Genomic DNA, 1,560 nt, shown 5'->3' on the forward strand with positions numbered 1-1,560 from the left:
TGATTCGTGCAAACTCTAGAAAGGAGGTGATCCAGCCGCACCTTCCGATACGGCTACCTTGTTACGACTTCACCCCAGTCACGAATCCTACCGTGGTAAGCGCCCTCCTTACGGTTAAGCTACCTACTTCTGGTAAAACCCGCTCCCATGGTGTGACGGGCGGTGTGTACAAGACCCGGGAACGTATTCACCGCGACATGCTGATCCGCGATTACTAGCGATTCCAACTTCATGCAGTCGAGTTGCAGACTACAATCCGGACTACGATACACTTTCTGCGATTAGCTCCCCCTCGCGGGTTGGCGGCGCTCTGTATGTACCATTGTATGACGTGTGAAGCCCTACCCATAAGGGCCATGAGGACTTGACGTCATCCCCACCTTCCTCCGGTTTGTCACCGGCAGTCTCATTAGAGTGCCCTTTCGTAGCAACTAATGACAAGGGTTGCGCTCGTTGCGGGACTTAACCCAACATCTCACGACACGAGCTGACGACAGCCATGCAGCACCTGTGTACTGGTTCTCTTTCGAGCACTCCCCAATCTCTCGGGGATTCCAGCCATGTCAAGGGTAGGTAAGGTTTTTCGCGTTGCATCGAATTAATCCACATCATCCACCGCTTGTGCGGGTCCCCGTCAATTCCTTTGAGTTTTAATCTTGCGACCGTACTCCCCAGGCGGTCTACTTCACGCGTTAGCTGCGTTACCAAGTCAATTAAGACCCGACAACTAGTAGACATCGTTTAGGGCGTGGACTACCAGGGTATCTAATCCTGTTTGCTCCCCACGCTTTCGTGCATGAGCGTCAATCTTGACCCAGGGGGCTGCCTTCGCCATCGGTGTTCCTCCACATATCTACGCATTTCACTGCTACACGTGGAATTCTACCCCCCTCTGCCAGATTCTAGCCTTGCAGTCTCCAATGCAATTCCCAGGTTGAGCCCGGGGATTTCACATCAGACTTACAAAACCGCCTGCGCACGCTTTACGCCCAGTAATTCCGATTAACGCTTGCACCCTACGTATTACCGCGGCTGCTGGCACGTAGTTAGCCGGTGCTTATTCTTCAGGTACCGTCATTAGCAAGAGATATTAGCTCTCACCGTTTCTTCCCTGACAAAAGAGCTTTACAACCCGAAGGCCTTCTTCACTCACGCGGCATTGCTGGATCAGGCTTTCGCCCATTGTCCAAAATTCCCCACTGCTGCCTCCCGTAGGAGTCTGGACCGTGTCTCAGTTCCAGTGTGGCTGGTCGTCCTCTCAGACCAGCTACTGATCGATGCCTTGGTAGGCTTTTACCCTACCAACTAGCTAATCAGATATCGGCCGCTCCACGAGCATGAGGTCTTGCGATCCCCCACTTTCATCCTTAGATCGTATGCGGTATTAGCGTAACTTTCGCTACGTTATCCCCCACTCTAGGGTACGTTCCGATATATTACTCACCCGTTCGCCACTCGCCACCAGAGCAAGCTCCGTGCTGCCGTTCGACTTGCATGTGTAAGGCATGCCGCCAGCGTTCAATCTGAGCCAGGATCAAACTCTTCAGTTTAATCTCTGTT

The 1,560-nt window shown here is 52.7% G+C and carries 1 rRNA gene; it reads right to left on the reverse strand.

The window, feature by feature from the left end:
- Positions 1 to 19 precede the first annotated feature (19 nt).
- Positions 20 to 1,550: ribosomal RNA gene (locus HWE17_RS28395) — 16S ribosomal RNA — on the reverse strand.
- Between the last annotated feature and the right edge of the window lie 10 nt (positions 1,551 to 1,560).

The organism is Janthinobacterium sp. BJB401 (assembly GCF_013372745.1).
Classification (GTDB): domain Bacteria; phylum Pseudomonadota; class Gammaproteobacteria; order Burkholderiales; family Burkholderiaceae_D; genus Janthinobacterium; species Janthinobacterium rivuli.